This window comes from Sphingomonas qilianensis (assembly GCF_039614825.1).
Lineage (GTDB): Bacteria > Pseudomonadota > Alphaproteobacteria > Sphingomonadales > Sphingomonadaceae > Sphingomonas > Sphingomonas qilianensis.
On the sequence record NZ_JBDIMF010000002.1, the window covers coordinates 225,385 to 249,713 of the forward strand.

At 61.1% G+C, this 24,329-nt stretch carries 19 protein-coding genes and 1 pseudogene; 10 read left to right on the forward strand and 10 right to left on the reverse strand.

Going from position 1 to position 24,329, the window contains the following annotated elements; genetic code table 11:
* Window positions 1-384 precede the first annotated feature (384 nt).
* The 4 genes from ABC969_RS16475 to ABC969_RS07570 form a co-directional block, all read right to left on the reverse strand.
* On the reverse strand, window positions 385-597 hold the full coding sequence (locus ABC969_RS16475) for a DUF6894 family protein (protein WP_380808260.1): 213 nt from the start codon (window positions 595-597) through the stop codon (window positions 385-387).
* A 162-nt stretch (window positions 598-759) separates the two neighbouring features.
* Window positions 760-1,791: a sensor histidine kinase gene (locus tag ABC969_RS07560; protein WP_345864070.1), complete on the reverse strand. Its 1,032-nt coding sequence runs from the start codon at window positions 1,789-1,791 to the stop codon at window positions 760-762.
* 61 nt (window positions 1,792-1,852) lie between these two features.
* Window positions 1,853-3,121, reverse strand: coding sequence for a Y-family DNA polymerase (locus tag ABC969_RS07565; protein WP_345864071.1), 1,269 nt, complete (start codon window positions 3,119-3,121; stop codon window positions 1,853-1,855).
* Window positions 3,118-3,543: a LexA family protein gene (locus ABC969_RS07570; protein WP_380931636.1), complete on the reverse strand. Its 426-nt coding sequence runs from the start codon at window positions 3,541-3,543 to the stop codon at window positions 3,118-3,120. The genes ABC969_RS07565 and ABC969_RS07570 overlap by 4 nt, the downstream gene beginning before the upstream one ends.
* Window positions 3,544-4,460: 917 nt before the next feature.
* On the opposite strand from ABC969_RS07570, the gene ABC969_RS07575 reads away from it, so the two are divergent.
* The 8 genes from ABC969_RS07575 (at window position 4,461) to ABC969_RS07610 (ending at window position 11,949) form a co-directional block, all read left to right on the forward strand.
* The gene (locus ABC969_RS07575) at window positions 4,461-4,691 is read left to right on the forward strand and encodes a hypothetical protein (RefSeq protein WP_345864072.1); all 231 of its coding nucleotides are present in this window, start codon (window positions 4,461-4,463) and stop codon (window positions 4,689-4,691) included.
* Window positions 4,692-4,817: 126 nt separating this feature from the next.
* Window positions 4,818-5,183 (forward strand): TonB family protein, encoded by a 366-nt coding sequence (locus tag ABC969_RS07580; protein WP_345864073.1) that lies wholly within the window; start codon window positions 4,818-4,820, stop codon window positions 5,181-5,183.
* A gap of 163 nt (window positions 5,184-5,346) precedes the next feature.
* Complete coding sequence (locus ABC969_RS07585) at window positions 5,347-6,360, forward strand: chemotaxis protein CheB (protein WP_345864074.1); 1,014 nt, start codon at window positions 5,347-5,349, stop codon at window positions 6,358-6,360.
* A gap of 56 nt (window positions 6,361-6,416) precedes the next feature.
* A complete protein-coding gene (locus ABC969_RS07590) occupies window positions 6,417-9,962 on the forward strand; it encodes a CheR family methyltransferase (protein WP_345864075.1) in 3,546 nt (1,181 codons plus the stop codon).
* Window positions 9,963-9,985: 23 nt separating this feature from the next.
* Window positions 9,986-10,339 carry a response regulator gene (locus ABC969_RS07595; RefSeq protein WP_345864305.1) on the forward strand — a complete coding sequence of 118 codons (354 nt, stop codon included), beginning with the start codon at window positions 9,986-9,988 and terminating at the stop codon, window positions 10,337-10,339.
* A 329-nt stretch (window positions 10,340-10,668) separates the two neighbouring features.
* A complete protein-coding gene (locus tag ABC969_RS07600; RefSeq protein WP_345864076.1) occupies window positions 10,669-11,034 on the forward strand; it encodes a hypothetical protein in 366 nt (121 codons plus the stop codon).
* A complete protein-coding gene (locus ABC969_RS07605; protein ID WP_345864077.1) occupies window positions 10,988-11,374 on the forward strand; it encodes a hypothetical protein in 387 nt (128 codons plus the stop codon). Before ABC969_RS07600 ends, ABC969_RS07605 begins: the two co-directional genes overlap by 47 nt.
* A 314-nt stretch (window positions 11,375-11,688) precedes the next feature.
* Window positions 11,689-11,949: a hypothetical protein gene (locus ABC969_RS07610; RefSeq protein ID WP_345864078.1), complete on the forward strand. Its 261-nt coding sequence runs from the start codon at window positions 11,689-11,691 to the stop codon at window positions 11,947-11,949.
* Here ABC969_RS07610 and ABC969_RS07615 read toward each other — a convergent pair.
* A complete protein-coding gene (locus tag ABC969_RS07615) occupies window positions 11,931-12,062 on the reverse strand; it encodes a hypothetical protein (protein WP_345864079.1) in 132 nt (43 codons plus the stop codon). The two genes, ABC969_RS07610 and ABC969_RS07615, sit on opposite strands and share 19 nt — an antisense overlap.
* Window positions 12,063-12,238: 176 nt before the next feature.
* On the opposite strand from ABC969_RS07615, the gene ABC969_RS07620 reads away from it, so the two are divergent.
* Window positions 12,239-13,390: a hypothetical protein gene (locus ABC969_RS07620; RefSeq protein WP_345864080.1), complete on the forward strand. Its 1,152-nt coding sequence runs from the start codon at window positions 12,239-12,241 to the stop codon at window positions 13,388-13,390.
* Between the two features lie 971 nt (window positions 13,391-14,361).
* Here the strand turns inward: ABC969_RS07620 and ABC969_RS07625 are convergent.
* The 5 genes and pseudogenes from ABC969_RS07625 to ABC969_RS07645 form a co-directional block, all read right to left on the reverse strand.
* Window positions 14,362-15,006 (reverse strand): annotated as a pseudogene (locus tag ABC969_RS07625) (IS110 family transposase); the annotation flags it as partial.
* Window positions 15,007-15,065: 59 nt separating this feature from the next.
* On the reverse strand, window positions 15,066-15,944 hold the full coding sequence (locus tag ABC969_RS07630; RefSeq protein ID WP_345864081.1) for a GDSL-type esterase/lipase family protein: 879 nt from the start codon (window positions 15,942-15,944) through the stop codon (window positions 15,066-15,068).
* Window positions 15,945-16,311: 367 nt separating this feature from the next.
* A complete protein-coding gene (locus tag ABC969_RS07635) occupies window positions 16,312-17,934 on the reverse strand; it encodes a DUF5597 domain-containing protein (protein ID WP_345864082.1) in 1,623 nt (540 codons plus the stop codon).
* Window positions 17,935-18,034: 100 nt separating this feature from the next.
* Window positions 18,035-19,711, reverse strand: coding sequence for an alpha-N-arabinofuranosidase (locus ABC969_RS07640; protein ID WP_345864083.1), 1,677 nt, complete (start codon window positions 19,709-19,711; stop codon window positions 18,035-18,037).
* A gap of 1,355 nt (window positions 19,712-21,066) precedes the next feature.
* Complete coding sequence (locus ABC969_RS07645; RefSeq protein ID WP_345864084.1) at window positions 21,067-21,462, reverse strand: response regulator transcription factor; 396 nt, start codon at window positions 21,460-21,462, stop codon at window positions 21,067-21,069.
* A 248-nt stretch (window positions 21,463-21,710) separates the two neighbouring features.
* On the opposite strand from ABC969_RS07645, the gene ABC969_RS07650 reads away from it, so the two are divergent.
* A complete protein-coding gene (locus ABC969_RS07650) occupies window positions 21,711-24,311 on the forward strand; it encodes a TonB-dependent receptor (RefSeq protein ID WP_345864306.1) in 2,601 nt (866 codons plus the stop codon).
* Window positions 24,312-24,329: the final 18 nt, after the last annotated feature.

The following is a 24,329-nucleotide window of genomic DNA, read 5'->3' on the forward strand; positions in this document are numbered from 1 at the left end:
ATCGCTTCCCTCGGGGAAATGCTGTGCGACGAGACGTCGATACCCTACATCGCCAGTAAGCTCGCGCGCACGCAGTCCGCGGACAATTACAAAGGCTCGGTATCAAAATCGCCGCGCGGAGAACCGGGCAATAACTTACCGAAGCCAATGTCCCGCGTTGCTACTGGTGGGTTCTCGCATTGCCGGTGGTTCGGTCACAAAACAGTGTGCCGCGGACTTCGATGTCTATTGACCAGTTACTACCGCCTAAGATCACTGCTTCGGCCCGAGCTTTGTCTGTTTAAACTCTGCCGGTGACTTGGCTGTAAAGCGATCAGTCCTAATGTCGCACTTCTACCACATCGCTAAAACATACAGTGGCAACGGTTATGCCGTTTGTGTCTTCTATATCGATGCGGTGATGCATGATGAGGTGGCCGAGTTCGTAATCGAATGGACGGCCAAAGCGATGCAGTCGCGAGCAGCGCTCGCGCGAGCCGCCTCGAGATTGGGGAATTCCTGCCCAAGCTCGTCGCGGGTCTCTACGTCGTTGTGAACATGGAAAAAATAACGAGCCATGTTCTGGAAATGAAGCGCGGGACGATTAGTTGCTGCCATAGATCGAGATCAGACACATTTTCGAGGCATCGAAATGGCGCGGGTGATATTATCCGAATGAACCAAGGAACTGATTGTCAGATTTCTTGGAGTGAGCGCGCGACCGCAGCGAGCCGAGTCGTTCTAAAATTAGCCGTCACGGCACTAAACAGCTTTCTGGACTCAAAACCCTAACCGGGCCCGCTTGACTCGCAGGGTGACGATCAGCCCGCCGTCAGACCAGTCGTAGTCGATCGAGCCGCCTAACTGACCGGAGACGCTGCGCTTGACCAGCTGGCTGCCGAAGCCGGTCGGGCTGCTGGGTGCTTCGACGGTCGGGCCACCTCGCTCTACCCAAGTAAGAACAATGTGATCGGGTTCGGCAACGCTGGTGACGTCGAGCGTTCCTGTCGGTTGGGACAAAGCTCCATATTTCATAGAATTAGTAGCAAGCTCGTGGATGACGAGCGCCATACCGGTCGCGGCGCTCTCACCAACTGCAGTACGCTCGACTGCAACCCGTATCCGCCCTTTGAAGGCCCCAAGATCATCATAAGGGGCAAGCAAGATCGATAGTAGATCGCCGAGAAGTGCGGCGGCATCCTCGCCGGCGGACGTAGGGCGAACCAAGTCGTGGGCTCGACCCAGAGCGGTTAGCCGGCCTATCAGTTCGCGCGCCATGTCCTCCGAATTGGGCGATGACCGCGACGTGATGGCGGTCAGCCCCGACGCGATAGCCAACAGGTTCTTGACCCGATGGCTCATTTCGCCGGCTAGCAATTCATTGCCTTCTTCGGCTTGCTTGCGACCGGTGACGTCAAGAAAAACGCCAAACATCGTGCGGCCGACGATGCCGGCATCTTCGCCTTTCCCCCGCGCTGCGATCCAGCGAACTTCATCCCCGATCAGGATGCGGAAATCAGTCTCATAGTCCCCAAGAACGGCCCGCGTGGCGGCGAAGGCCGCTCTAACACGATCGCGATCAGAAGGATGGATGTGAGCTGACAGCTCTTCAAACGTTACGTTATCGCTCCAGGGCATTCCCCATAGCTCAAAGCCTCGAGCATCCATAGTGAGCAAATCGGTGTCGACGTTCCATGCCCAAAGGGCGACACCTGCAGCATTGACGGCGAGCCAGAGGTGCTCCTGGTCCCACTCGTGTCCCTTTGGCAATTCGGTCGTCACGTCGTTACCTTTTTCGTCTTTTACCTGCATAATCGCAACTGGTCGGACAGCAACCATTGCGGCAGCCCCGCGGTGCGCTGAAGGTGACAGTTTATGCCCGAACCATAGGAACCTCGGTAATGCTAGTGGTCCACGCCGGCGAGCGCATTTCCGATCGCAACTTCCATTCGCGCCTGAACCCCTGCGATGCCGTAACCGCGGTCCATTTGCCAAACCGGCCGTTGATCTCGTCCAGCGCCCCCATCAGCCGGTCCCGCTTGCCAGTGTCGTCCTCAAACAGCGTCTGCGGTCGCATATCGGCGCCGACCAGATCGTCCAACATGATGCCGGCCTTGGTGTAGGCATAGCCGTCTCGCCACGCGCGTTCAGCTGCCCGTCGCGCCGCGCCAATCAACTCGAGGCTGTCACTCGTCATCGGTTGCAGCGCAACGGTGCGAGAGCCGCCATATTGCGGCCGCTCGGGCTTGTGCCGGTTAGTGTGGAAGAACGCCGTCAGCCGCCCCGCAACCAGACCATAATTGCGCAATTTCTCGCCGGCGCGCATCGCATATTGGCTGAGCGTGCCCATCATGCTGTCTAAGGTCGTCACGGGGGCGCCGAATGACCTGGTCACTGCCATGCCCTTCCGCTGGGGCTCAATTGTCTCGACCGCGTTGGACGGCACGCCGCGCAGTTCGGCCACCAGCCGCTCGAGCACGACCGTCCCGACCGCTCGCGCCTGCTTCATCGGCATGTCGCGAAGGCTCCCGGCGGTCTCAATCCCGAGGCCCTTCAGCTTGAGCGCGGTCGCGCCGCCTACACCCCACACGTCCTCAACAGGGAAGGTATGCATCACCTTCTGCCGCGCCGCATGGTCGCGCAGATCCGCAACGCCTTCGAAGCTCGGGTCCTTCTTGGCCGCTGCATTGGCCAGCTTCGCCAGCGTCTTCGTCTCAGCAATGCCAACGCAGGTCGGAATGGTGGTCCACAGGCGCACCTGGTCGCGCATTGCGTGGGCATGGGCAACCAAGTCGCGGTCCTCGAACCCGCCCAGGTCGAGGAAAGTCTCATCGATCGAGTAAATCTCGGTGTCGCGGGCAAACGCTGCGCAGGCGGCAACCACGCGCCGCTGCATGTCGCCGTAGAGCGTGTAATTGGATGATAGAACGCGAACGCCATGCGTACGCACCTTTTCGCGAAGGTGGTGGATCGGGTCGCCCATTTTGATGCCGAGCGCTTTCGCCTCTGCTGATCGGGCTATGGCGCAGCCGTCGTTGTTCGACAGCACGATCACCGGCACGCCGACCAGCTTGGCGTCGAACGCCCGCTCGCACGAGACGTAGTAATTATTGCAGTCGATCAGCGCGACAGGCGAGCTCACGGCACCTTCCGCGCTACGCCGACGACGACGCCCCAGATCTCCACGTCCTCATCGACCAGGATCTCCGCAAATCCGTCAGCTTCCGGCACCAGCCAGTGGCGGCCATCGATAAAGCGCAGGCGTTTCAGGGTTCGGTCGCCGTGCACCAGCGCGACGACGATGGCGCCGGAGCGAGGCTTCTTTGCGCGGTTCACGACGATCAGATCACCGTCGTTGATTCCGGCGCCAGCCATCGACTGCCCATCGACGCGCATGATGTAGCTGGCGGCCGGGTGCTCGACCAACCAGGCGCCCAGGTCGATCGGCTCTTCCATGTCGTCTTGAGCCGGGGAGGGGAAGCCGGCGGGGGTGCGACAGAGGAATAGCGGCACCTCTCGCGGCACCAGTTCGTATGGGATTTCGTGGAGTCGCAACGCATACATAAGGCTGGCCCTTTCAGGCAGCCCATTTACCGCGAGGCGGAACGTTTAGGGAACATTGAATCGAAGAAAATCTGCCCGCCCGTCTAACCGCGAGTTTTAGCGCCAGCCGGCATCTCGCGCGACTGATCGCGTTTGATTGCCCAAGCCTCGATTAGGGAACCTTAGCCGGCCGTTAAGCATATTGTATCGGTTGGTGCCGATCACGGCGCTGCCGGGTTTTTCCCTTTGCCGGCAGCGGGTCCCACGAGCGGCACCAACACCCGCATCCGTGGTTACAACTCCGCTATCGAGCGGTTGCCACTGATTTGAGCGTTGATGCGGAGAAGCTCCGGCGCAACGGCGCGCGACCGCTTAACGGATCATCATTGACGGCGACACTGACTGCCTCGCCGGCGGCGGCTTCGCAGAGCATATGGCAGCGTCGCAGCGGGGTGTGCTACACCGCAGTCGTCACTGGAGTTTGCACAGGAGCGTAGCACACTGGTCGTGGATTTCTCTGGCTCTTGTCGCACCAGTCGTCGCCAACGATCAGGGGGAGAGATACCCCGTGGTGTCCCCAGCGCCCCCAATTATTCAGACGTTCACCCATGCAGGGCTGGCGAGCCGTTTCCCAATTGTTTCCCCGCAGACAATGATCATCTGGCGCGTAGGCACGGCAAGTTGTGGCGGTGAGCCGATCGCAGCTACGCGGGCACCCCACCCGTTGCCGTCGCTAGGCTGGGGAACGGCGAGCGAAGCGCAGATACGTCTCGCGTGCCGTATCGACGCAAGCGGGCGTCCCATTAGCATCCGGCGCGAAGAGCGTCGTTTTGGGACGAGCGCGGGCGACGTGATGCCCTCGCTCGCAGCGGCTTCCTTCGCTTCCGGCATTCCGCGGGCCAACTGTTCGATGAGCTTCACTGCCGGGAGGACGTCACTTGAGCAGGTACCCGGTGGATTTGGCGATCGCTTACACAGTGTTCCCCACGGCCGGCCGACCGCCCGAGGCGCTGTGGCGGCGTATCCGTCCGGCCGACACGACCTGCTTCGAGCCGACGCCCGCGCTTCTTAACCGCGCCTATCCCGATTTTGCAGTGATCATGGGCGAGGAAGGCCGGCCCTGTGGAGCATGGTGGCGTACGACATTGCTGCAGACGGCAAGCCGGTAAACGTCAGTACGGTCGATGGGCCACGATCGGTTACCCTCGACGTCGCCTCACGCCGGGCGGTCGTACAGTCGCGGTTCGGAAGGGCGCGCGGCGGGGCTGCCTCTACCCGTATTGGAAAATCGCTGCGTGATCCCTGCGCCAGAGCTGCCGTCGAGCGACAAGTCCTCAGTGCAACCTGATGCGTGCAAGGCATTAGGCGAATGGGCGCGCGAACTGCGGTTGACCTATCCGGCCAACTACCGCCGCCGCGGCATCGAGGGCGGGGCGGTCGTGTCCTACGATGTTGCGCCATGGGGTGCGGTAGGGAATCTGAAGGTGGTCGCCTCAGAGCCAACAAGCGATTTTGGTGAGGCGGCGACGGCAATGTTGGCGGGGGCCGCCCGAACGTCGTCCGCGATAGGCGCGAGCGGATGCATCGACCGCGTTCGCCACGTCATGGGCAAACCAAGAGCGTCGCTGCCGGCCGAAGACTGGCCACAGGCGCTACACTGATCCGTCCGTTCATCTGCGTTCAGCATGTCGAACGCCCATCCGCACGGGAAAATGTTTGGCTAGTTCAAATCGCCAACTTGGCGTTTTGGGGCTCTCGCGCAGCGCCTGTGCGTTCCAAAATTCATTGAATGGAACGTAGCTGGGCGCGAGCGATTGAACCTATATGGACAGCGAAACGACCATCATTGTGATCGGTGCCTCGGCGGGCGGTGTCGAGGCGCTCCGCACCATCGTTGCGGCTCTGCCTGCCGATCTCGACGCCGCCGTCTTCGTGACGCTGCACATCGGAGCACACCGCAGCGATCTACCCTGGTTGCTGGCCCGTGCCGGCAACCTTCCCGCGAAACATCCCCGGGACGACGAGCCCATCGTCAAAGGCAACATCTACGTCGCGCCGCCCGATCATCATATGCTTATCGAGGCGGGAAACATCCGTCTCACAAAAGGACCGCGTGAGAACTGGGCGCGACCGGCGATCGATCCGATGTTCCGTAGCGCCGCTCAGGCATTCGGACGAAGCGTCATCGGCGTAATCCTGACTGGCGGGCTGAACGACGGCACTGCTGGACTGTTCGAGGTAAAGACGCACGGCGGCTTCGCAATCGTCCAAGATCCCGCCGAGGCGACCGCGAGCAACATGCCGCAGAGCGCTTTGGAGAACGTCGACGTAGACCATGTGCTGACGGCCGCGAGGATCGGCCAATGCCTCAAGGAATTGGCCGCGAAGCAACACGCGCCTGACGCCCTGGAAAATGTCAGCGCCTTAGTGGCGCCGGAGGAGATGGATATGGATGCGCAGTTTACGCTGAACAAACCCGTGGCCGTCACCTGCCCCGACTGCGGCGGCGCGCTGCGGCGGTCGCAATTGGGCTCCCTGATGCAGTTCAGCTGCCACATCGGCCACGTCTACACGATGGAGGTCATGCTCGCAGCGCAGTTCTTAGCGGTCGAGCGGTTCGTGGAGCAGGCCATGCGCTCGCTGAGCGAGCGAGCAGAGCTGTGCGGTATCATGGCTGAGAAGCTGCCCGCCTTGCAAGAGAATGACGCCGAGCGCCAACTTTGGGTTGCTGCCCGAAAGGAGGCGTTCGATCAAAACGCCTTCCTTCGGACCATGCTCACGCGCGAATGGATCCATCCTGCACGACGGGGCGCAATCGAAATGTCACATGGGGTGTAGCTTTGAAGCTGTTAAGCCTTTAGAAAGCTTTCGATTGGGTATGTGAGGCTGCGTACATGAACGAGCAGTCTGAAAGTCCGGAGGCGGCGACAGGTACGGAAACCTTCACGGCCGATGCCTTGGAGGACAGAACTAGCAATGTCGGCCAGCATCTGATCGTCGGAATAGGCGCATCGGCGGGCGGGCTGGCCGCCTTTCAGTCTTTCCTTACGGCGATGCCACCGGACACGGGCATGGGCTTCGTCCTGATCCAACATCTCGACCCTGATTACGACAGCGCTCTCGCAGAAATCCTCAGCGAATTTACCGCCATGCCCGTTCAAAGGGCTATCGACGGGACTCGGGTAGCACCCAACACGGTCTCCGTGATCCCGCCAAACGCCGTCATCAAGATCGAGGCCGGCATACTTCGCGTCGGCCAACCGGAGACGCCTACCGCCCGACGGTCATCGGTCGATACTTTCCTATTGTCGCTGGCCGAGGATCAGGGTGAGAACGCTGTTGCCATTATCCTATCCGGGTTCGGAAGCGACGGTACCGCCGGCATCGCGGCGGTCAAGGAAGCAGGTGGTTTGACGCTCAGCGAGGCGGAATTTGACCATCAAGCCAAGAGGGGGATGCCGCAAAACGCGACGGCAGGGGGTTTCGTCGATAATGTTCTCCAGGCGAGCGAGATGCCCGCCGCGCTCGTCGATTATCAGCGGATCAAGCGCCGACTTGCAGATCCGACGACACCTGATGAACCGACCCCTGAGCTGGCGGAGCGTCTGACCACAATCTGTGCGGTACTGCATAGCCGCCTGGGGCGCGACTTTGGCCAATACAAGACTAGCACCCTGATGCGCCGAGTGCGCCGTCGCATGCAGGTGCTTCGGATAGACGATGCCGACCTATACATAGAGCAGTTGCGGAACTCGCCTGATGAGCCCGAACTGCTATTCCGGGAGATCCTGATCAGCGTGACGCGCTTCTTCCGCGACGCCGCCATCTTCCGGACACTCGCCGACGCCGTCCTCACCAACTTGGTGGCCGCCGGGGCAATCGATGCGCCAATTCGGGTATGGGTAGCCGGATGCGCGACTGGCGAAGAGGCCTACTCGCTGGCGATCCTCTTCAAGGAGGCGTTCCTTAAAACGGAGTGCCCGCGCCGCGTCACAATCTTCGCGACGGACATCGACGACCGCGCCGTCGACTTCGCGCGGGCCGGTCTCTATGGCGATGCCATCGAAGCCGACGTCGATGCCGAGCGTCTGGAACGGCACTTCGTCAAGGAGGGCAGCCGCTACCGCATCGCCAAGCATATTCGCGAGATGTGCGTGTTTTCGGCTCACGACCTCGTCAAAGACCCGCCGTTCTCGAAGCTGGATCTGATCTCCTGCCGAAACCTGCTGATCTATTTCGAACCCGGCCTTCAGCAACGTGTGATGGCAACCTTCCATTATGGGCTGAAGGTCGATGGCATCCTGTTGCTTGGCCCTTCCGAGACCGTCCCCACCAGCGCACGACAATTTGCGGCCATCGACAAACGCAGCCGCATCTACCGCCGGCTTCAGGGAGCTGGCCTTCCGCAGCCACAGCTGACGACCAGGACGACCAGAGCGCGAGCGCTACCGGAGGCGACCGCCGCAGAAATCTCGGACGATCAAGCCGCCAAGCTGATGGCGCAGTTCACGCCCGCATTCGTCGTCGTCGATGCGAAACAAGACATCCAGCGATTCTCTGGAGCTATCGCCAAATTCCTCGAGCCGGTGAGCGGCAATGCGAGCCTGAACCTCTTCCGCCTGCTGCACCCCGAATTGAGGACATTGGCCCGGTCGTTGCTCAGGCAGGCGACCGAGCAGAATCGCCGGATGGAGGAACAAGCCAGCTTCACGGTCGCCGGACGGCATGAGATCGCGAACCTGATCGTCGAACCAATCAATCAACCGGCTGGCACGCGCAGCATGTTGATCGCGTTCCAGGAGATCAAACGGCAACCAGTCGCTCAACCAGAACCACCGAGCGGCGACATGCCCGTGTCCCATGCTGAGCTTCTCGCCACGCAGGACAGGCTACAGACCGTCACCGAGGAATTGGAGACCGCCAACGAGGAGCTGCAGAGTTCGAACGAGGAGTTTCAGTCGGTCAACGAGGAGCTCCATTCAACCGTGGAAGAACTCGAGACTTCCAAGGAGGAGCTACAGTCGATCAACGAGGAACTGCACACCGTCAATGCGGAGCTCAATAACCGGGCCGAAAGCCTTGTGCGGTCGAACAGCGATCTGATCAACCTGTTCGCCAGCACGTCGGTCGCAACGCTCTTCCTCGACAATGATCTAAACATACGACGTTTCACACCATCCGTGGCGGACATATTCAACGTCCGAGATGGCGACGAGGGTCGTCCAATCACGGACTTCTCATCACTCCTCGCGGGAGATCCACTCACGCGAGACGCGACGATGGTGCTGCGAGATTTGAGCTCGATCGAGCGGGAGGTCGACTCAGCGGACGGTAGATCGACCTATCTCCTGCGGATGCGTCCTTATCGAGATTTGAACAACGTGATCGACGGAGTTTCGATCACGTTGGTGGATATTTCGGAGCGCAAGCGACTGGATCGCGATCGCGCCCATCTCGCTGCGATCGTCGCCTCTTCCGAAGACGGGATCGTGAGCCACGATCTCGATGGCCTGATCACCAGCTGGAACGCAGGCGCTGAGAAGATCTATGGATACAAGGCGGCTGAGGTGATGGGGCAGCCGATGTCGACTCTGCTAGCGGACGAGCAAGTCAACGTATGGCCCGCCAATCTGGCGCGCCTGCGGCAGGGCGAGGTGATCGCCAATCTGGACGTGAGCCGGGTGACCAAGGATCATCGCCAGATCCACGTCGCGTTGACGATCTCTCCGATCCGCGATGAGAAGGGGGCCATCGTTGGAGCCTCGGCGGTGGCCCGCGATATCGCGGAACGAAAAGCTGCCGAAGAACGAGCTCTCTTATTGATGGCCGAACTTGATCATCGCGTGAAGAACATCCTCGCGGTAGTCTCTTCCGTCGTTACTCAGGCGCTTCGGGCCGGAGGGCCACCCGACGAGGTTTCGGCCGAGATCGAGGGCCGGATCATGGCCATCGCCCGAGCACACAACCTGCTGACCGATCAGGGAGGCATAGACGGATCGCTCGGTGAGATGGTCTCAATGGAAGTGAAACCTTTCGATCAGGGGCGCGAGATCAGGATCGCGGGGCCTGACGTTGTCCTGACTTCCCGCTCCAGCCTCTCCCTTGCGCTCGTCATTCATGAGCTTGCCACGAACGCCGCGAAATATGGCGGCCTGTCGGTGGAGAACGGTCGGCTCGATGTCATCTGGCAGGTGACCGGGAGCGATGACGAGCGGCAGTTAGAGATCGACTGGGTTGAATCCGGAGGGCCTCCGGTCAGTCGTCCGACCCGCCGTGGCTTCGGCACGAAGCTCATCGAGGTTAGCTTGATCCGCGGGCTCGGAGCTAAGGTCAACCGCGAGTTCCTGGTGGCCGGCGTCCGCTGCCGGATAGCCATCCCCCTGAAAGATGACGTCGGGACCGTCCGTTCCATTAATCCCCCAAGGGGGGTTCAAAGGTGACGCCCTCGGAGCACCCCTTCCGCGTGCTCGTTGTCGAAGACGAGCCGTTGATCGCCATGATCATCGAGGATGCGGTAGAAGCGCTGGGCTGCGAGATGGTCGGGCCGTTTGCAGATCTCGGTTCCGCGTTTGAGGGCGCGACCAGCCAGGTTTTCGATTGTGCCATCTTGGACGTGAACATACGCGGTGGTCTTAGCTATCCCGTCGCCACCTACTTGATCGATCACGGCTATCCGATCCTGCTGGCGACAGGGTACCAGGGCTCGTCCCTGCCGGAACTGCTCGCGGTCCAGCAATGCCTTGCCAAGCCATATTCCTCCGCGCAGCTGGAACATGCATTGCGCCGGTTGTGCGATCGGGTCAGTCGCAGGCATTGAAGCCCGAAAAGACGCTGACAGTCGCGTCAGTTAGATCAACTTTTCCGGCCCAAAAAGTGTTCTGTTTCAATCGGTTTCGGGTCGGCGATACAAGATATCGGTCGCCAATCGCAGAGTTTCGCTGGCCCGCAGCAGTCTTGCCATTTGCCCAGATCAAAGTTGCAGGGTAACAAACCTGCTATTCTAATCAAATTAGCAGTCCAGCATGAGAAACCTTTCGATACTTGTTTTCAATATTATCAAATGTTATTGATATATAGCAAAAGTTATTAACGGTAACCGCGGGAGTAAATGGACAAGCTGTCCGCGCACTTGCAAGTATGTGAAATTTGATTATTCTCATCGCTAGGAGTGAATCGAGCCGAAAAAATCCGGAGTGCGTGCAAGCGGGGCCGGTGTACCTTTTCGCCGTACCGGAACTGGGACATCAGGCTATGAACGGTGGGAAAGAATTTTCCGATGCCCGCGCGATGGCAACGCAGCTTGAGAGCATGATTAGTATCGCTGACGAGAAGAACGACTATGTTCTCGCGGCCTGGCTATCAAACGCTCTTGACCGCGTTATCGCCCACTATTTGGACAGCAGCAATATCTTGCCATCTGGTGTCAGATCGGCTGCAGTACCGCTCCGACATGCGGAGGCAGAGCATGACAAGCAGCGACGAGTTTTCGAAACTCGCGAGCGCAATCCTTAAATTTCGGCGTTACCGGTCAACGGTTTTGCCCGATGACATTTTCAATGAGCCTGCCTGGGAGCTGTTGTTGGAGCTATTCCTCGCGGACTCTAGAGGAGAGCGCCTCACCGCGCGCGAGGTGGCAGACCGCAGCGGCACGCCCGGCCCGGTAATGTCATGCTGGCTTCAGCACCTAACTGGGACCGGACTGTTAGTCGGTGACGGCACAGGAAATTTGGATGACGCACTGACGCTGTCTGGTGCCGGGATGGCGGGGTTAGAGAACATCCTGACGCTCGGCCGTGCGCTGAAGAATGAGCTTACGCCAGGTGACGAAGTCTCCGCAAATGGTGCCGACTAACTGCCACCGGCCTGACGACATGAATAGCTCGATTTGGGTTAGCCAGGCGCATGTCATCGAGATGAAATGTGCAGACGGACGCGCATTGGCCGGTCGCCGGGTGGGTGGCTGTCGAATGTCGGCATCACAAGCCTGTGCCCTATCGCGCCGCCGAACCCGGTAATCGGGTGCGATCCTTGCGATCTCTGCAATCGCAACGTGGTCATGGCCGGCTGCAAGCGGCACCGCGATCATCCCGCGCGGGATGACCACGGCGGCAAAAATGGAGCATATTCGCACGCTGTTCTTGCACGGCAAGAATAGCGCGAACAACATTGACGACCGCGCTGATCGCGCTCTTGCGTCCGATAGTGGCTTTGGTCGGGAAGCACCACGCCGACGGTGCGCTCGCGCCTAAGATCCGTGACGTGCGGCATTTGATTTTGACGCTTCGCAGACGCCATAGGTTCAGGCCGGGCGAACTGGTTGTTGACGTGCACAGCTTCAGCTTGGCTATGCAGCATATTGGTAAACGCGAGCACATTCGCGATATTGTCGTTGAACCCAGCCAGCCGCCTCAATCGGCGATCAGATGACGGCGCAGGAACAGGCGTGCGCGTGGCGAGATCAGCGCCGCGAGATAGGCGATTATCATGAGGCTCAGCGGCAAGCCCCACACGATCAGCAAAGCGATCATCAACACATGCATAACAATTGTCCTGAACGTGTTCATTCAGCCTAACAGTAATGCCATATCATTCTTAGTTATACGATACACGCATCTGTGACGCATTTGGGCAGGAGATTTTTACAATCATGATTAATGAATGCACCATATACCATCTATTGTAGGGGGTCGAGTCGGCCAAGTCTTTGGGGGGCGCCGTGCATAATTTTGATCGACCGGTTTTGGATGAAACGCTGCCAACGGAACAGCGCGGTGCCGTCGTCGGGCAGGGGCAGATGCTGGGGGGCACCAACTGTCCGGGCATCGCCGTCGAAACCTTTGCTATGCCGCCGGGCATGTCGATCCGCTACGATCAGCCCGCCAACGATCTCGCCGATTATATCACCGGCTATCACGTTTATTGCGCGGATACGCGGCATCGCGGGCAGGTCGATTGGTTCCTGCCGGGCGCGGCCAGCATCCGCATTGCCATCGATGCGGAGCCCTTCTCCGTGTCGATCGCGCGGCGCACGTTCGATCCCGTGCCGCAGGTCAGCCTGTTTGGCCCCACCTCGCACGCGCTGCGGGCCGTCACCAATAGCGGCATCCTGATCGGCTTCGGGATCAGCGCGCTGGGCTGGAGCCGGTTGATCGATCAGCCCGCCGCGGCCTTTCGCGATCGCGTCGCGCCGCTCGCCACCGCCGTGGCGGGTGATTTCGGTCCCCGCTTGTACGCCGCGCTGCAGGCCACCGATCGGGAGGGGCAGGTCGCCCCCGTGCTTGATGCGCTGCTGCGCGAACAGCTCACGCCGCTGCATCATCCCCGCGGCGCGGCCTGTGCGCAGCGCGATGATGCGCTGGTGCGTCAGTTGATGGCCTTTATCGCGCGTGATGGATCGATCGAGATCGGCCATATCGCCGCGACGCTCGGGCTCGAGCCGCATGCACTGCGTCGGCTGGCGGTGCGTCATTTCGGTTTTCCGCCCAAGCTGCTGGTGCGCCGGGCGCGTTTCCTGCGCTCGTTCCTGCGCATCCTGGGGCCGGGGCACACGATCGATTATGGTAAGCTCGATCAGAGCTATTTTGATCTGCCGCATTTCCTGCGCGATGCGAACACGTTTCTGGGCACGACCCCGCGGCGCTTCCTCGCGCGCAGCACGCCGTTTCTCGATGCCAGCCTGCGCGCCCGCGCCGCCGTGCTGGGCGCCCCTACCCAGGCGCTGCACGATATCGACGCGCCCAAACCCGGCCAACGAAAAGGGGCCGCGAGCATGGCTCGCGACCCCCTCTACTTCGGCGGGGACGGGCATACGCCTGTCCCCTCGCCTGTGACCAACGCGCCTGCTGCCCAGGGCAGCGCCGGCGCGTAGCGCCAGGCTAGGCGCGTCGCTTAGGCAGCAACGACGCCCGCCACATCGACCTTATGGACATATTTGCCCTTAGCACCCGTCGGTTTTGGCTCGAACAACGCATACTGCAGTTAGGATCAGACGGCCCTCCCAAAATTCCCACTACGGTCGGTCCCGCAACGTACCAAGGCGAGGTCACGGACGGCTTGGGTTTATTCCGCTTCTAGCCACAGGGCTGACAGCGCTTTTCCAGATCGGACCGACAGCGAGACTTTCACCCCTGCGCTGACGGCCGTGCGCGATGGCCGAGTTCCCGAATCTGTCCCCAATTGTCGGTCCCGAAATTGCCGCTCGGAGCAGGAGACTTGGGATACGTTGGGCTTGGCGTACGGATCACTAGGGGTGCACACGCGACCGCATCGGCAATGTGTGCGGATGCTCGCAAGCGGGAACGAGGGGCGCCTATTGCGGTCCAATAGCCCCTTTTCCTTAATCATCGGAATTACCGAATGGGGAGGAGCGACGGCGAATATGGCGGCTGGCAAAGAGCGAATTGTTGGAACGTCCCAACGAGCATCAGGCGTCTGGCAAACCTTCTATGCCTAAAGTGGCCGGCTATGGTGCTGTGGTCCCCCGCGCCCAAAGCCGTGATACGACCAGATGCACCAACGGCAGCTTCTCTATCGCGGCTTAAGTCAACAGGCGCACGCCACTCTCCACCGTCGCAAACGCGCCGGTCGTGACGGATTAATAGGCGACGAATTCCAGGTACTGATTTTCTACCGAGCTCGAGATCGCCACACGGGGTTCGTGCTTCTCTCCGGGGTCGGCACGCGGCCGCCCCATGATAGGGTAAGACAAAGCGGCGTGGATCAATCTTTCGGGCGCCCTCGCGATGGGGCGGCTGCCGTTACGATTTCACGCCACCTTCGTCCCCGTGAGGACCTCTTCCTGCCGCAGCAGAACCGTGAAAGCCTCTGTTTGAAAGCGTGTCAGGCGAGCGCGGCTGCGATGCCGGGTTCGCTGCCCCAGCGGAAGTCGGTGCCGTCGGTCCACATGCGGTGAAGGACGACGGCTAGCCGGCGCGCCACGGCGACGATGGCCCGCCGCATACCCCGGCGCTGCGCGACCTTCATACCCCAGGCTTTGAGCCACGACCAATGCCGGCTTTGGGTCAGCAGGACCTGCGCCGCTTCGTACAGCATCGTTCGCAGCATGGTGTCACCGGACTTGGAGATGCCGCCATCATAGTCGATCTCGCCTGACTGATGGCGTCTCAGTGTCAGCCCGACATGCGCGCCGACCGCCCTGGAATGGACGAAGCGTTGCGGCTGATCGACGGTCGCGCGGTAATTGAGCGCCACGACAGCTCCTACGCCAGGCGCGGTCATCAACCGCTTGCAGACCGGATCATGCCGAACCGTGTCTAGCAGCATCTTGTGGAGCACGGCGAACTGCTGGCGCATCACCCGCCGCACCGTCAGCAGCGGCTCGACGATCGCTGCCAGTTTCGGAAAGCCCTCGACCAGATGACGAATCCGAGCCTCGTAACCGATCGTGCTGACGACACCGACCTTGAGGCCGAAGTTACGCAACGTGCCGCGCATGTCGGACTCGATGTCGATCAGCTTGCGTCTGCTTGTGGCTCACAACGTCTTGCCAGCGACGCCCGGCTTTCCGCGACGGGTGCTGACATCTACCGGTTTGCCGACCCCGCCAGCGCTCGCTCGATGGCCGCTTCCGCGACCGGCGCCATCCGTGCATAGCCGGTGGCTAGCGGATGCACGCCGTCGTCGCTTAGACGGCGGTCTAGGAGACCGGAGCCGTCCACCAACCTCGCGTAATAGTCGGCATAGACATAGCCGCGGGTCGCGCAGAACCGCTGAAGCCAGGCGTTCAGGGCGCGCAACTCCGTGGGGCGGCGTTCGTGAAGCACGTCCTTGGCCGTATCGGTGTAATTGTTGACCGGCAGCAGCGAGGCGAACACCAGCTTGATGCCATGGCGATCGGCGAGATCGGCCATAGCTTCCCAATTGGTCTCGATCTGCTCGGACGTCTCCTGCTGAAGAAAGCCCTGCACGTCGTTAATCCCGGCCAGGATCACCACCGCGCTCGGCTTAAGCTCGATGACGTCTTGGTGGAAGCGCAGGACCATTTGCGCGGTCACCTGGCTACCGATGCCCCGGTTCACATAGGGCATGCCGGGGAAGCTTGCCGCCAGATTCCAACGGTCGGTGATCGAATCGCCGAGGAACACGACACGGCGCTCGCCGGCTTCGGGCGGCGGCAGCGCCCGATTAGCGGCGGCATAGATGTAGCGCTCACCAAAATCCCGCATCAGGCTCGGCACTAGCTTGGCACGGAATCGTCCGAGCCAAGGGCCCCAGTCTTTTTCGTTTGCCGCCCGCCGCTCGGGTGAGCTCTGGTAGGTGGTGGGGGTGGGCGGCCCGGCCGCTCCCTGGGCAAAGGCGGCGCTGCTGGCGCCGAGCAGAATTGCCAGTAGCGCGGGCCTCGCCACATGTGGTTGCATTCCGTCGTCAAGCGATACGAGCGCCGTACCGGTCAGCTTACGCATGAATCAAATCCCTTTGGTAGCTGCCGTGTCGATATCAAATCTCGGCTCGAACAAGCGGAGCTGCAAGTGCTTAACCGCCGCTCCGCCGGACCTGAACGAACGGCAGATATTAGAGACGTTGCTGCGGGCTGCTAAATGTTCGCAACTGGTCGTTGCCAACGTTGCCCCGGACGAACATGCCCGGCACAACGCACAACGCACAACGCACAACGCACAACGCACAACGCACAACGCACAACGCACAACGCACAGCGCACAGCGCACAGCGCACAGCGCACGACGCACGACGCACGACGCACAACGCACAACGCGGCCGCGGCCGCGGCAGCGGCAGCGGCAGCGGTCAACGTCGAGGTTACCGTCGTGACTAATATGCTGCCAGCTTGATCCGCAAGACTTGCGGCAACGTCGTCAGATTGAGGCCGCTACCGGTCTGGTCACCATTCCAGATGCGATCGAACACCCATACACTATTCTCAAAGTGGCCTTCTTCAACCTTGGCGAGCATTACCCGTTCGTTCTTCGCCGAGTCGAAGTGGACCCGGACGCGGTGCCCGACGAGCAGAAACTCGTTGGGGGATAATTGTGCGATCACGGCTCCGCCATCCGGAATCGCGCGGTCCGGCACGGGGTCGACCTTCCCTAACCAGCTGTCGCCGACCTTTCCCATCTGCCATTCGCCATAGGTCAGCGTTGCGGTCCAGCGATCCCCGAGCCGCAGGGTTTCCGGTTTCCGATCATCGGCCTCGCCGGCGCCCCAGACCTTGCTCTCAAACGAAAGCCTGGCCCATTCCCGCGCCATCGGAGCAAATCGTTTATAATGGACGGCAAAATTCTCTACAGTCTGGGCGTTCACTTCCCGCGCGCCCAGCGGGTAGTTTGAGAACCCCGAGTAATCCAGGCCGAAGGGCGCAAAACCGATGCCCTGCCGGCCTAAGACATCGTAGAAGTGCCTTGCATAGCCCTTGTCGCTACCGATTTCCGGAACGAACAGCGCATTGGCGGGGCCGCCATATTGATCCAGAGTCTTACGGACTTTGGCACTGTCGCGGTCGTAGATATCCGGAGCTATGGCATCGATCGCCGGCCCGGCCGTCTTCCATATGTCTAGGACGTTCCAAGTCGGACCGCCCGAGGAATAGGTAAACGGGTCCTGATATTTGAACGGGTCGCGCAATGCGGCGTTGACATACATCGGCAACGGCAGCTCTCGCTTACCCGCGGCGGCAATCTCGTTCACATATTTGGCAATATGCCAAGCGTGGAAATATTCGTCGGCATCCCTGCCGAAAGCCTGTTTCCAGGTGCCCACCTTGGCGCGCATCGCCTTGATCAGCTCCGCGGGTACGGGTTTGTCAAAAAGCCGCTGTGCTGTGGGCGAGAAGTCGCGAACAGCACTGTAGGTGCCCGTCTCGTTTTCGACCTGAACCATGATGACGTCATGGTTCTGATCGACAGCCTTCAGATGCCGCATCAGGGCGACGAACGCACGCCTATCGGCGTCGAGCGTAGAGCGGAAATGGGGTGATAGGGAGTTCTTGACCTCACCTTTTGCATTTACGACCCGCGGAAAGCGCGAGGTGTTTAGTTTTACCCATTCCGGTGCATAGTCGGGATTGTTGTTCTTCCACGTTCCGAACCAGAGCAGGACGAGCTTGACCTCGTTTGTGCGCGCCTGCTTGAGCAGTTCGTCGACGAAGGAGAAATCGAACGCTCCTTCGGTCGGTTCGATCTGCTCCCAAGCGATCGGCATCTCCAATGTGTTGGCATGGGCAGCCCTCACCGCCGGCCATACAGTCGGCAGTTGAGACGGATAATTGGCCGAATTGTTCGCTTGAAGCCCGAGCATGAGGAATGGCGCACCGTCGACGATCAATGCGTGACGGCCATCCTTCTCGACCAGGCTGGGCACATCTGCCGCTGCGGCACTGCCGCCCATCGCCATCCCAAGAAGCGCTAGGAGGGACATGTGCTTGACTAAATGTAGCATATTTTTCGCCTGATCCTGTAAACCGCAGCACCTTCGTGGGCATTGCGTCTGTCACAAAGGACGTCCTACGTGCATTGCAAGATTTGTTTCACCGCACGCGCTACTCTGTGACCGACAGCACCGTGACCGATCTCGGCGGTAATGTCAGGCTGATCCGCCCGTTGCTCACGCGCGCAGCAATCTGTCGCGGCACGACCGAGTCCGGCTTGTCGTAGGTGTTGACGGCATCGACCCGGTCAGCGGTCAGCACCGTGCCGGACGCAGTCCGCGCCCATATGCCTTGGAGCTGAGCATCGATTTGCGCTGGCGCGTTAGCGTCGATGTTCGTCAGCGCGATCCACAGTTTTCCATCCGCGGCACGCGCGGCGATCGCGTCGATGCGCGGCACGCTGACATCGCCAAAACGATAGATGCCGGCGTCAAAGGTGATCGGCAACCGCGTCGCATCCTGGAACGGCACGTACATCTTGAACAGATGGTAGGTAGGCGTCAGCACCATCTTCGGTCCGTCGGTCAGGATCATCGCCTGAAGCACGTTCACCATTTGAGCGATCGCGGTCATACGAACGCGGTCGGCATGGCGCGTGAACATGTTCAGGTTGATGGAGGCGATGATCGCGTCGCGGATCGAATTCTGCTGATGCAGGAATCCGTCGCGGCTGCCGGGCAGCTTGGCCAGCCAGACGCCCCATTCGTCGATGACCAGCGGGACCTTCTTCTCCGGGTCGTACTTGTCCATGACCGCCGAGTGGATGCGGATCATGTCCTCCATCTTCAGCGTGTCCTTGATCAGCGTGGCATATTCGCGCTCACCGAACCCGGTGCTGGCGTAGCTCGGCGGCCAGCTGACCCAGGTATAATTGTGCAGCGACAGCCCTTCGATGCTCCAGCTCCAATCGTGTCCCTTCCATGCCCGCATCACCGCCTCGGTATAATCTGTCCCCGGCGATCCTGGCCCGACCGCGATGCGCTGCATCGGGTTCGACCCGGCGACCGATCCGCCCGTCGGGTTGTCGGTCCCCTGCTGCTTAAGGTTCAGGTTGCGCACGAAGCGGGCATAGCGCTTCATTTCGTCAACGTAATATTCCGATCGATACGCGCCGCCGCAGCTCCAGCTTTCGTTGCCGATACCAAGGAACTTCACCTTATGAGGATCACGGTGACCGTTGGCGGCGCGTTCGGCGCCGGCAGTCGTGCCCGGATCGGCCGTCATATACGCCATCCAGTCGGCAGCTTCCTTGACGCTGCCCGATCCCATGTTGACGGAAATATAGGCCTCCGATCCGATCTGCTGGATGAAGTCGAAAAACTCGTCCGTGCCGAAATCATTCTTCTCGAGCGCGTTGCCCCAGCTGCCGTTGACAGTGACCGCACGCTTTGCCCGCGGACCGATGCCATCACGCCAATGATATTCGTCAGCGAAACAACCGCCGGGCCAGCGTACGCTCGGTACTTTCAGCGCCCTCAGTGCGGTCAGAACGTCGGTGCGTAAGCCGCGAACGTTAGGGATGGTTGAACCCTCTCCAACCCATACTCCACCATAAATGCCAGTGCCCAGATTTTCGGCAAATTGGCCGAAGATGTCGCGATTGATCTTCGGGCCGGCGCGATCCGCCGCGATCGAAACCGAAATCGGTGTCGCCTGGGGAGGAGACGAGGATGCCGAAGTCGCAGCAATTACCGCCGCAACAATGCTGAAAAGCTTTCTCATGCCATCCCCCTTTGCGGCCGCTTTGCACAGCGCGCATTTGTCAGACATTATAACGCAACCATTCACAGGAACAATTCCGCGCGGGTTGCGGAGAAGCCGACCTTTGTCGGCATCCGGCAGATCGCTTCGTTCAACTCCTCATGCGTCGAGAGTCCGAGCTGAGCAGAATGGCCCATTCATGACGTTTGGACGCGGGGTAGCCGAGCTTGACGAGGAGTCGCTTGTGGTTTCCCCCCCGTCCTAAAGCTGCCAGACCGCAAACGGCTCGGTCCGAGCTAAGAGCGGAAGTTAAACGATCGACCGACTGTAGGAAGCGGGGCGGGAAGCCTGAACGTCGGCTTATGGGGCGGAGCGCCGTGTAGCTGGCGGCGGCTCTCAACCATGCCAAGCCATTCCCCGGGCGAGCGCGAGCGTCTGACTTTGGGCGTTAACGGCCATGGCCGGAACTGCTGGACTGCAGTTGAGCAGGTTTCAAGAGAGATAAGAGCAAAACTGGCGTTACGAGCCCAGCAATAATCATTTGCGTCTTTCTTCAGTCCTACGATCGTCCGCGTTTGCTGCGCGATGCATCCAATTTTTCCGATCTTATTGGCTGTGCTATGATTGAAGTGTTATGCAAGGGAGCGTGGGCATGGACCGATCGCTGTATTTAACCGTGTTTATTCTCACGGGTTTCACTACCGCTCTCTTGGACGAACCAACAAGGACGGACGATCGCGCGAAGTTGTCGGATGAGAGCAAAAAGATGATCTGCAAGCGGTTCTTGGAGACCGGTTCTTTAGTCAGAGGATATCGCACCTGTAAAACCGAGCGGGATTGGCAACGCGAACGCGATGCTATCAGGTCGATAAAAAGCAATTCGGGCTCGTGCGCCAGTCAGGGACTAAGCGGCGGCTGCTAAAGCGGCATCGTAGTTGCTCAATGCTTCACGCAACACGCCGGCAGGTGACCGGATTTGGACGCCAACGGTCGGGCAGCTGTTGGCAAAGAGGCCATAACGCCGGATGTTTAATGGAGTTTGCAGCTCCTTGGAAGCGGACCCTCGTTCAGGTCGACCACTGGCCGCTGCGGTCCGCGGGTTGGTGTGACGGCGCCGAGGGCCCTACCCCGTCTATAGGGTCCGCATTGCAAACCATTACCAGAGCCGTTGCGTAGGAGCGATTACCATAACCCCGAGCTTACCGAACTTGGCCAAGCCTTGTTGCGCTAGGATGCCGCCGAACGGACAATAGGGTCAGGAGTAGGGGTGGGCCGCCATGAGCCCACGAAACTGACGCTCTCGCGCCCATTTTTAGGCCCGATTAGGTTTCCTCCCGCTCCGCCAATAATTCCGCCGAAACCTCGGATGCTGCTCATCGCAGTATTCGATCAGCGGCGCGCGGCAACTTTGTGCACGCCTCTGCCGCGCGATCCGCCGGGGGTCAGCGCGCGCGCCGACCCGCGGTGAATTGTTTGGTCGCGAGCGCGGCTTCCACGCGCTGCACCAGATCTTCGGGCGTAAAGGGCTTGATCAAATAATCGTCTGCCCCGGCCCGCAATGCCTCGTCAGCCATTGCTTCTCCCCGCTTGGCGGTGAGCATCAAGATGGGCGTCAAATATGTCGCGGGCGTCTGTCGCAGGCGCTTGAGGATTTCCATCCCCGGCAAGCCCGGCAAGGCGCGATCGAGGATGACGAGATCAGGCTTTTTAAACGCGATCGTTTCGTATGCCAGCGTGCCATGGCCGATCACGCCAACCAAGTGGCCGGCCTCGGTCAGAACCTCTTGCACGAGCAGGCCGGCAAGATCGTCATCCTCGACATAGATAATCCGGGCCATAAGTCCTCAGCGCGGGCCCCCGATCGAAAAGCGCCGGTGCCGCAACCCATAGTTGCCATGCCCCGTCTTAAATTTATGTAATGATCACGCAAAATAGCCACTCCCGATGGGCTGCGCATCACCGCCCGCGTGGTGACCGCCATTCCTCGCCGATGGCCGCCGGCACGTAAAAATTCCGTCCGGCACAATTCTGCGACAATTGGGCCGTACCGCGCTGTTTGAGTTGATTTGAGGATATTGTTTTGCGCGTGTCATATCTTGCCTTGGCGACCATGCTTACCGCATCACCTGCTCTCGCAGCGGCGCAGGATGCCGTATCCGCGCCCGCACCTGCACCTGCACCTGCACCTGCACCTGCACCCGCACCTGCGGCGGATGCGCTGGCCGCCGTGGCACCGGCGCCCGTCGCCGTGCAGCAAGATGACGCGCTGGCCGGCGAATCGGCCGGTGAGGAAATGGAAGACATCGTCGTCACCGGGCAGCGCCCGCCCGGCTCGGTCCCGGGGGACATCACGCCCGAGCAGACGCTCAACCCCGCCGATATCCGCTCCTACGGCGTCTCCTCGATCGGCGATCTGCTGACCGAACTCACCCCGCAAACCACCAGTGGGCGCGGTGGCCAGCCAGTCGTGCTGCTCAACGGGCGGCGCATTTCCGGTTTCCGCGAGATCCGCGATATCCCGACCGAAGCGATCCTGCGCGTCGAAGTGCTGCCCGAGGAAGTGGCGCTCAAATTCGGTTATCGCGCCGACCAGAAAGTGGTCAATTTCGTGCTGCGGCGGCGCTTCCGCTCGGTCGCGGTGGAGGCCGTAGATCGGCTGGCCACGGAGGGCGGTCGCAACACGCCCGAGGGCAAGCTTGATCTGCTTAACATTCAGGCGGCGACGCGGCTCACGCTGCACGGCGAGTATCAGCGCAGTTCGGCGCTGACCGAGGATCAGCGCGATATTCCGCGCAACACGGCCGACAGCATCGACCAACGCGCGTACCGCACCTTGCTGGGCCAGGCGGAAAGCTTCTCCGCCAACGCGGTCTATGCCCGCAACGTGTTCGGCAACGTCGCCGCGACGATCAACGGCAGCGTCGAGCGTACCAATGGACTGGGGCTCAACGGCTTGTCGAGCGCCGCTATCGGCGTCATCGATCCGGCCGCGCTCGAGCAGCGCAGTTCGTCCTGGACCAGCCATCTCGGCACGACCTTCAACGGCGATGTCGGGCGCTGGCGCTGGTCGCTGACGGGCAATTACGATCGTGTCGATGCCAAGACGCGCAACGAGACCGAACCCGCGGCGACGAGCGGCGTGTTCGCCAATAGCGGGCGATCCATCTCCAGCACCGGCGGGGTCGATCTGCTGCTTGCCGGCACGGCCTTCGAACTGCCGGCCGGCGCGATTGCCACCAGCGTGCGCCTCGGCGCTTCGACGAGCGATTTCGACAGCCGGGCGACCCGCTTCGAGGGCGTGCAGCGGGGCCAGGTATCGCGTGATATCGTCAACGGGCAGCTCAACGTCGATCTGCCGCTGACCAGCCGATCGAAGGACGTGCTCGGCGCGATCGGCACGTTATCGGCCAATTTCAATCTCGGGCTCGATCAACTCTCCGATTTTGGCACGCTGACGACGGTCGGCTACGGCCTTAATTGGGCACCGATCCCGGCGCTGCGGGTGCTCGCCACGTTTACCGATGAGGAGCAGGCGCCAACCGCGCAGCAGCTCGGCGACCCGGTGATCGCCACGCCCAATGTGCGCGTGTTTGATTTCGTCAACGGCACCAACGCGACCGTCACGCGGATCAGCGGCGGCAATCCGCTGATCGATGCCAATCAGCGCCACGTGAAAAGCTTCAGCGGCACGCTGAAGCCGTGGGCCGACAAGGATGTGACGTTCACCGCCAATTATACGGCCACGCGGGTCGATAACCCGATCGCTTCCTTCCCCGGGGCCACCGCCGCGATCGAGGCGGCGTTTCCGCAGCGCTTCCTGCGCGATTCGGCCGGGCAATTGCTGCAGATCGATGCCCGCCCGATCAACTTCGCCGAGAGCGATCGCTCGCAGATCCGTTGGGGAGTCAATTTCTCGCAACCGATCAAATCCAAGATCCAGAAGCAGCTTGAGGCATTCCGCGCCGGCACCGGCACCAATCCGTTTGCCGGCATGGTGCCGCCCGGCGGACGTCGTGGCGCCGGCGCGCCGGGGGCCGAAGGGCAGCCCGGTCCGGATGGTGCGCCTCCCGCCGGTGGCGAGCGGCCGCCGGGCGGGGGGCGGCGTGGTGGCGTTGACGGGGGACCGCGCGATGGTGGGCCGGGCGGCGGCGGTCCACGCGGCGGCGGGGGCGGCTTCGGCGGCGGGCGTGGCGGGCAGGGCGGCCGGCTCAATTTCGCGCTCTATCACACCTTGCATCTCACCGATCGGGTCACGGTCGCCGATGGGGGCCCGACGCTCGATTTGCTCAGGGGCGATACGCTGGGCGGCGGGGGTGGCCAAGCCCGGCATCAGATCGAGCTGCAGGCGGGCTACAGCAATAATGGCCTGGGTGCGCGGTTGTCGGGCAATTGGATGAGCGCGACGGAGGTCAATGGCGGTACGCTGGCGGCACCCGAATCGCTCAATTTCGGTAGCCTGGCCACTTTTGACCTGCGGTTGTTTGCCGATCTCGGGCAGCGGCTGGAATGGGTGAAAGCGCATCCCTGGCTACGCGGCATGCGCGTGTCGGTATCGATCGATAATATCGCCAATACGCGGCAGCAAGTCACCGATGCCGGTGGTGTCACGCCCGTGGCGTATGCACCGGGCTATATCGATCCCCTGGGCCGCACGGTGCGCCTGTCGGTGCGCAAGCTGTTCTTCTGACGGTGGCAGACGCCCGAT